Here is a 7,921-nt window from a genome sequence, read left to right as displayed (position 1 = left end):
TGCAATACTACGTGCTTTTTGCAGGCTGAAAACGGCCGGTATCCCTTTGTAGATGAGGATTTAAGCAATATATGATGACTGCTTCATGAGGTAGCCCTGTGCTTGAGCCCTTTAAGAGCTAAAATAGCTTCCATATTGACCTGAGGGGTCATCTTCATTAAAAGATTGGGCTTGCGTTTTCATTCTTAGTTTGCCACCCCTTCAACAAATCCGTCATCTTGCCTGTGGTAGCCATTAGGTGGGTACTCACACTCTATCGCTGCAAACCCTTTGTCCTAAACAATTTTTCCTTAAAATTAGTGCCATTGCTCTCTATCCTATCCCTCGGTTTAATCCTAAGACACCTTAAAAACCACCTCCCAACTACAGCACTTCTAGAAATTATACAACAAACACCCTAACTATTACGTGACTCTAAGAAGAAATCTCAGACACTCAAATTAAAGATTAAAAAATCTTAATCTTATTTAAAAAAATATTTTATTACTCATTACCTTAAATAAGGATAAAAATATAAAATCAAAAATTTACTTAAAGAAAAAAGGACAGAGGTTTTTAATATTTTACACACAAAAACAAAACCTTAAAAAAGGTAATGCGTATAGCCGCAAACCCTTAAATATATAAAAACTCTAACTGATGTTATGCAAATCGGCTCCCAAGAAAACACCATAAGACCTTCAAAATTAGGCCTAAAACATATCAAATAGCAATTATGACTACACCTGATGTATTGTAATATTTTAAGAAAAATAATAAACCCTTATTCCCATCAAACCTCTAATGAGGTAGAAAGGGTTTGCTTTTTTAAGTTTACATTGTTTTAATTAATTAAAGTTAACAGGATTTAGGGGAAAAAACTTTTAAAGGTATCAATATTTAATGATCTACACCTTTGTGGGAAGAATCGTAAAAATATATGAGGAATGACTTAAATGTGGTTTTAAGGTCACACTGATCAAACAAATGTTTTTCAACCTAATCTTTTATGCTTCCATATAACAGACTAATGATGTGTCTTGTAGTATTGAGACAAAATTAAATACACAGTGCAACACAGAAGGTCGACATGATTATAGCAGTTCTGAACCAAAAAGGTGGAGTCGGTAAGACGACAATTTCGATCCATATAGCTTCCACACTAGCAATGGCCGGTAAAAAAGTAATGCTTATTGATGCTGATGAACAAAGAAGTGCCCTTGACTGGGCTGCAGCAAGAGATAAAGAGCCCTTGTTTTCCGTAGTCGGAATGCCTTCCGGCACACTCCATAAACAGGTAAAACTACTTGAAGATGACTATGACTTCATAGTCATTGATGGACCACCTAGGGTTTCCACAGTAGCAAAATCATGTATTGCCGCTAGCAATGTAGTAGCGATCCCTGTACAACCTTCGCCATATGATGTATGGGCAGCTAAGGAAGTAGTAGACTTAATCAAAGAGGTGAGGGAGACACTTACCAACTACAAAAAAATTGTAGCGGCATTTATCATAAATCGTAAAATTATCAATTCTGTAATCGGTAGAGATGTGGAAGAGGCGCTAGAGCAATACCAAATTCCTGTAATCACTTCGCAAATATGTCAGCGTGTAACTTATGCCGAAACCGCTGCAAGAGGAACATCAGCCATTGAGGAAGATCCAAACTCATTAGCAGGCCAAGAAATACAATCCGCTGTAAAACAGCTTATTAAATTTGCTACCAATACACAAAAGGAGAAAGCAGCATGAGTAAAAAGAAAGTAAATTTCAAAACAGTTAATGACTTACGTGAAATCGAAAAAACCCTGGATGATTGGGTAGGTTCTGAAGCTGATTCGACAACAACAGTGACTCAGAAAAATGAAAAGGTGGTAGAAGAAAAGCCAAAACCACCAGTTCAAGAACAAAATACAGAAACTATAAAATTTAGTGTGGACCTACCAGTTTATTTGCACCGCAGACTAAAGAAAAGTTGTGCTATTCAAGGAATCTCAATGAAAGAACAAATTATAGAAATTCTAGAGAATAATTTTCCGGAATCATGAGTCATTTTTATTTTTTAAGAAAAAACTTAAAGCCTCTTTTAATTAAAGATGTTTTTATGGAGATAAATTTTAACTGGGGAGGCCGGAAATTAAAGGAGTTTGAGCAAAAGTAAACACCTATTAATTTATTTCCATAAAAACCTAAAAAAGTAAAAAAGTAAAAAAGTAATTTTTTTCACGAACAAAATCTAGTGCAACTGCCACCAACTGCCATCATCTGCCACAAAAAAGTTGTTGACTTAGCCTCTGCAAGGAATTAGCTTGCAACTAGAAGTTAATTAAAAGTTTAGGAAACTATGAAAACAAAAGGGGTCATAAATATTAGATTACCGCGTGATCTTCTTAAAGAAATAGAGGAAGATGCACGCAGGGAGTACCTTACCAAATCAGGTTGGTTTGAAAAGGTTGTTCGTGCATACTTTGAAGAGATTGCGAAAAAAAAGGCCACGTCAACAAAGCAAATCATCGACTTAGACATATGAGCAGAGGAGAATGAACGAAATGATATAAACAAACGGTCTAGCTTGACGGGGGGCAAGCTAGCGGCCTATATAACCCCCAGATCACAAAACCCGGGACGGCTATAAGAGCCCAAATCAACAAGCTCATTTTAGCCTTTTCAGGGTCAATTGTCAAGTTGTGTTTGTATAAAATACATTGAACGTAAAGGAAAAGACTATGAGCAAACTTCTTATCAACGAGTCACCATTAATGGTGCTTCCATCTTTAGCAAAAGAAATTGGCCTGAATGAGGCCATTATTCTACAGCAAGTCCATTATTGGCTTAACCCCAATTTCAATCAAAATTTTATTGAAGGCAAGTATTGGGTACACAACACCTACCAACAATGGCAAGAGCAGTTTTCCTTTTTATCGGAAAGAACTGTAAAAAGAACCCTACAATCCCTAGAAAAATTGGGCTTGCTAATTAGCAAGCAACTTAATCAAAATCGATTCAATAAAGTAAAATGGTATACGATTGCTTATGGTCAACTTGCAGAAATCGAGAGCAAGGCAAAACCCCATAATCCTCGCCAAAAAAATGATAAGAAAATCCATCCGTATGAAAATCCGAAAAATAACAGCGATACCTTGAAAAATCCCTCTGAAGAAAATGAAGCAAAATGGGCCCCTCGATCGGGCCAAATTGGTACTCATCGATCGGGCCAATTTGGCCCGATCGAGAAACGGGCTCAAAGCGTTGTTGACAAAGGGATTATTGCTGGCCCGATCGATCGGGCCAAATTGGCCCGATCATATATAGATAAGATTACTATAGAGACTACACACACAGAGAAGGACGCGTGTGCAGAAATTCAATCAAAAAATTTAGTGCAAGAGGTGCAAGAAATGCTTGATTCGTGGAACATTCATGTTTGGAAAGATAAAACTCCTTGTCGCATGACTCCGATGAGAGAGGAAAGATTGGCAGAACTATTGCAGGAAGAATTCTCAAACGACCTTGGAAAATGGGAAAACCTGTGCAAACAGATTTCCTCTAACGATTTTTTGATGGGGAAAGGGGAGCGTGGTTGGCAGATTAATCTTAACTGGATCTTAAATTCTGAAAACCTTACCAAAGTTTTGGAGGGAGCTTACGAAAATAATCAGCAGGATGACTCAGCAACAGAATCTGTTACTTTAGCGCAAGTTGAAGCTGAAATTACTCAACAGAAATTTTCTCCTCTTTGGACCAGTGTTTGCAAGCAATTAGCTCGAACTTTGGGAGCCCCAACCTTTAAAAGTTGGATTTCCAAGCTTAAATTGAAAGAACTAGACGATTCTGTTTTTGAGTTGATTGCACCTACACGTTTTATAGCAAACTGGGTAAAGCAAAATTTCTTAGAAAATATCTTGCAAGCACTTCAAGATTCTGGCGCTTGTATTTCTGAGGTTAGAGTTACCCATGATTAATGCAGTAAGATTTAAATACGCAGAACCAAAGCAACGTAGGAAATTCTATCATTTAGCTTGGTTTTTATTAGATCAGTTACCCACTGGATTATACCCAGACTTTGATTCTATTTTTGCCATAAATATTCTACATGGGTTGCAATCGGAAAGAAGTAGGCAAGACCACGTACCTGAGCAAGGTCTGTCACGTTCGTGTAGCTTTGGCTGGAATAAAGGTTCAAGACGGTAGATGTTATGATTTCTTTTGCCAGCAAATGATCCCCGCCACAATTGGTGGGATCTGCAACTGGGATTTAGTCTTCCACAAGGCAAAAAGTTTCTTACCATGAAAAAAACTGGTTGCATCGCATGTTAATTTTCTGTATAAGCACAAGTGTTAACAGGAAAATCACAGTGCATTTTCCCGTTGGCGCAGTAATTTAGTTAAAATTTTAGATAATAATATTTTTGTTTAACAGCGGGGATTTCTCCTGTGTTGGTAGTTTTTTTTATTTAGTATTTTTGGTAGCGTAAGGCTTATTTTTTGTTTGAGTCACGGTCGTTTGGTAACGAAAGACCGTGGGAACACTTGGCTATGATTTTATTTTGGCCGGCATAAGTTTAGTCGGCATAAGGATGAAGAGGAGAAGAAGAGATGATGAATAGAAAAACAAGTTTTACCAAGTGTGTGGGTAGGGTAAAGCCTCTTATTTGGGGTATTACCAAGGCGAAGGTTGTGTCAAAAATGAGTGTCGGAACTTAGAAAAACGCCCCTGTTGCCGTAATTTTCCCCGCCAACAGAGACGTAACACTAACATCCGGAAAGAAATTAGATGCTTCTAATCATACCTTGTTTTCTAAAATTCTCAAGAATTCTTTGTGTGTTTTGCGCCCTAATTCGGTGTAAAAGCAGGTTTTTGTGGTGCAATCAAGAGGAGTCGAGCAATGAATCTTGGTGAGCACAGGATTTTCAAGCATATGTCTGCACCTTTGCGTGTTGTTGGTTTGACAATCGATGAACTTTCCATTGGGGTTGTGGGTTTTTCAGTATTTTTCTTTGTCAGCAATAAGGTTATAGGATTTGTGTTGCTTGCGTTGGCTCTAGGTGGAGTTTGGCTTTGGAAAAAGTCTAAAAAGCAAGCTGCTGGTTTTTCTGTTGTTTCGTTTTTGAATTGGTATTTCGGTAGTCGAGTAGCGCAAATTGATGCATCTTGGCTGCCATCTTATGAACGTAGGTGGCTGGCATGAGGTCTCAAGATTTATTGTCCAGAAGCCGCAAGCTTATAGAACAGCGTAACTTTGCGTTTGTTGTGACGGTATTGATGCTGTTGTCGAATGTGCTTTTGTCTTGGAAGGTTTTGGTAGAGAGGGATCGCGTTATTTTGGTGCCACAGAACAATTTGCAAAAGCAGATTGTTTTCGATGGTAAGCAAATTTGTAAAACGTACCTGGTTGATTGGTCTTTTAGCGTGTTGTCAGATTTGTTTACGGTTAGCCGGCATACGGTTGATCGAAAGAATAAATTGTTTTTAGAAATTTCTAGCAACGCTGAAATCTTAAAGGATGTGCTCAAGAAGAATGCCCTGCGTATCAAGCAAGATGGCGTGAGTACAGTTTTTTATCCCAAAAAATTTGCAATTGATAGAAGCGCTAAGAAAGTCCTGGTCCAGGGTACATTTATGGCTTTTTTTGGCCGTGACAAAAGTCCAGTTGTGCAGACTAAAACTTATGCTTTGGGTTGGCGTGAATCTGGCAAAGGTTGTGTTTTGGTAGAGAGTTTAGAGGAAGTTGCCAATGAAGATTTATAGGAGTGGATTTTTGCTTAGTTGTTGCTTGATCAGCATCCCGTCCTGGTGTGAAACCATGCAAGATGATCGGGTCATCGATATAGCTGTTTCCGCCCATGGAATGACCCGGGTTAGTGTGCGAGATGACGAGATTAGTGAGCTTTATTACTACCCAGATGATTTGAGTGATCATGTGCAGCTGCATAAATCTGGGCATTTGTTTATAGCAGGTGAGGGGCTTAAACGTCCTTTGTTTGTAACGGTTATGACCAGCAAGGGGGAGGTGCAAGATTTGCGAATTCAAACCCATTCGAAATCTCCCAAACCTATTACTTTAGCGTCCAGCAAAGTCAAAAAGGTTGATGTCAATACGATTCAAGCTTGGCTGGAAGACTTTGGTCGAGGCTTTGTTCCGGCGGGATTTCAAAGAATGCCTTTGGTTGTTGCAGATAGGGGTAATGCAAGTATGACTGCGGCAGCGTCGGATTGTTTTGCCAACGATAGCCATGAGGTAGTGATCTTTGCAGTTAAAAATGTTGGTGACAAAGTCATTAAGTTAGATCCGCAACACTTTTCAAGACCGGGGGAGGGAGTCCATGTAAGGAAAAAAGTCTTAAAGCCAAATGAAATCACAAAACTTGTAACAATTCGCAAGAAAGGAAACGAAACATGATTAAGTTGAAATCACGGTTGCAATACTATCAAGCAGTTATCTACGTCGGTGCATTGAGCCTATTTTGGGGCGGTAATAATGCGTTTGCCAGTAGTTTGGATAATCTTTCCAAAAGTGCCTCTTCGGTTGAAACTATGGTTAAGGGTCCTGTAGGTACAGCAGCGCTGTTGATTGGAACTATAGGTGGTGCGGTTGGATCTTTGATGAAAGGTAATATTTGGTTGGCGTTTGCCATTCTTATAATTGGTGTTTTGTTGGGATTTCATATCGACAACATTAGTACCATCTTTGCCAATAAAGGCTAAAGCATTATGTTGCAAGCGTTGCTAAGGAGAATATTTTCTGATCCCAAAGGGGTTGCTGGTCAGCAAATCCGTTATCGTCAGCTGTTGCGGCTGAGCCTTATTATTGGTATTGGAGTAATTATTCTTTGTGCCGCGCTGAGTATGCAAGGCCGTAGGTTGGAGCCTGCAGGGCAGGTGCAAAGCCCGGTGCGTCAGCAGATCAGCTTGGCTTCTGATTCTGTTGATATGCGAGATTTGTGGTCGCATCGATTAATGGAAAAGGCGGAAGCCAAGAACGAAGAGTTTGAATCACTGCTCCTTGAAAACAATGTTATGAAAAAACGACTTGATGCCCTGGAAGCTTTGGCTGTGGGGGGTCTAAAGAATGCTGAGGCTAGGGGGTTTAATCCAGCTTCCAGCAGTTTGCCAGAGAGTGATTCCCCCAATTCACTCTCTGGTGTTTCAGGCGGGGGCATCTCAGGTGTTACTGCTACACCAATGGCTGGGGATTTTTCAAAAGTTGGGGCTGGAAAATCTTTAGCCAAAATGGCTTTTGTCAGTGTTGAAACAGATAATCACTTTAAGTTTCACAGCAGTCAATACGTGGTTGCAGGTACGTATGCAAAAGCGGCGCTTTTGTCTGGTGTGGTTGTATCTACTGCCGTTGCATCTCAGAGTAATCCGCAGCCGGTAGCACTACGTTTGATTGATTCTGGCAATCTGCCACGTGGTTGGAGTTCACGTATTAAAGATGCGGTGCTAGTTGGTAGTTGCTATGGAGATTTGTCATCGGAACGAGCTATGTGTCGTATTAATACTCTTGCTTTTGTGGAGGAAAATGGGATGGGTGTTGAAATTACGGTTGAGGGTTGGATTTTTGGAGAGGATGGTGCTTCAGGTGTACGGGGTAAGGTTGTTGATCGTGCTGGTGAAGTTGCTAGAGAAAGTTTGTTTGCAGGCATCTTAGGTGGCATGTCTAGCTTCTTGAAAAACCAAGCCACCAGTTCGGTTTTTCCAGTAACGCCATTTGGTCAAACCAATGCTTTAAAAACCAGTGATGTGTTGAAGGGTTCGCTAGGCAATGGGGCCGGTAATGCGCTGGAGAAACTGGCAGAATTTTCTATCAAGCGGGCTGAAGCAATGCAGCCGGTGATTGTAGTTAGGAAGCTGGGAAAAATAACATTCACAAATAGACCTTGTTGTTCGGCTTGATAATATAGTTCCACTCACCGTGAAATTCCTTTCTCTCTATGTTG

At 39.9% G+C, this 7,921-nt stretch carries 9 protein-coding genes; all 9 read left to right on the top strand.

The genetic code is table 11. From position 1 onward, the window contains the following. Positions 1-1,069 precede the first annotated feature (1,069 nt). The 9 genes from parA to ABFQ95_06475 all read left to right on the top strand — a co-directional run bounded on the left by parA (position 1,070) and on the right by ABFQ95_06475 (position 7,877). Complete coding sequence (parA, locus tag ABFQ95_06515) at positions 1,070-1,732, top strand: ParA family partition ATPase (GenBank protein ID MEN8237175.1); 663 nt, start codon at positions 1,070-1,072, stop codon at positions 1,730-1,732. Beyond that, positions 1,729-2,028 carry a hypothetical protein gene (locus tag ABFQ95_06510; GenBank protein ID MEN8237174.1) on the top strand — a complete coding sequence of 100 codons (300 nt, stop codon included), beginning with the start codon at positions 1,729-1,731 and terminating at the stop codon, positions 2,026-2,028. The genes parA and ABFQ95_06510 overlap by 4 nt, the downstream gene beginning before the upstream one ends. Before the next feature lie 296 nt (positions 2,029-2,324). Further along, entirely contained in the window at positions 2,325-2,510 is a 186-nt protein-coding gene (locus tag ABFQ95_06505) for a hypothetical protein (protein ID MEN8237173.1), read from the top strand. A 196-nt stretch (positions 2,511-2,706) separates the two neighbouring features. After that, positions 2,707-3,942: a DnaA N-terminal domain-containing protein gene (locus ABFQ95_06500; GenBank protein ID MEN8237172.1), complete on the top strand. Its 1,236-nt coding sequence runs from the start codon at positions 2,707-2,709 to the stop codon at positions 3,940-3,942. Between the two features lie 924 nt (positions 3,943-4,866). Then, on the top strand, positions 4,867-5,169 hold the full coding sequence (traL, locus tag ABFQ95_06495; GenBank protein ID MEN8237171.1) for a type IV conjugative transfer system protein TraL: 303 nt from the start codon (positions 4,867-4,869) through the stop codon (positions 5,167-5,169). Further along, complete coding sequence (locus ABFQ95_06490; GenBank protein ID MEN8237170.1) at positions 5,166-5,729, top strand: TraE/TraK family type IV conjugative transfer system protein; 564 nt, start codon at positions 5,166-5,168, stop codon at positions 5,727-5,729. The genes traL and ABFQ95_06490 overlap by 4 nt, the downstream gene beginning before the upstream one ends. Further along, positions 5,716-6,381 carry a type-F conjugative transfer system secretin TraK gene (locus tag ABFQ95_06485; GenBank protein MEN8237169.1) on the top strand — a complete coding sequence of 222 codons (666 nt, stop codon included), beginning with the start codon at positions 5,716-5,718 and terminating at the stop codon, positions 6,379-6,381. Before ABFQ95_06490 ends, ABFQ95_06485 begins: the two co-directional genes overlap by 14 nt. After that, positions 6,378-6,686: a hypothetical protein gene (locus ABFQ95_06480; protein MEN8237168.1), complete on the top strand. Its 309-nt coding sequence runs from the start codon at positions 6,378-6,380 to the stop codon at positions 6,684-6,686. Before ABFQ95_06485 ends, ABFQ95_06480 begins: the two co-directional genes overlap by 4 nt. A 6-nt stretch (positions 6,687-6,692) precedes the next feature. Further along, the gene (locus ABFQ95_06475; GenBank protein ID MEN8237167.1) at positions 6,693-7,877 is read left to right on the top strand and encodes a TraB/VirB10 family protein; all 1,185 of its coding nucleotides are present in this window, start codon (positions 6,693-6,695) and stop codon (positions 7,875-7,877) included. The last annotated feature ends 44 nt before the right edge of the window (positions 7,878-7,921 follow it).

Source organism: Pseudomonadota bacterium, from assembly GCA_039714795.1.
Lineage (GTDB): Bacteria > Pseudomonadota > Alphaproteobacteria > JAGOMX01 > JAGOMX01 > JBDLIP01.
This window is presented reverse-complemented; position numbering and strand designations above follow the sequence as displayed.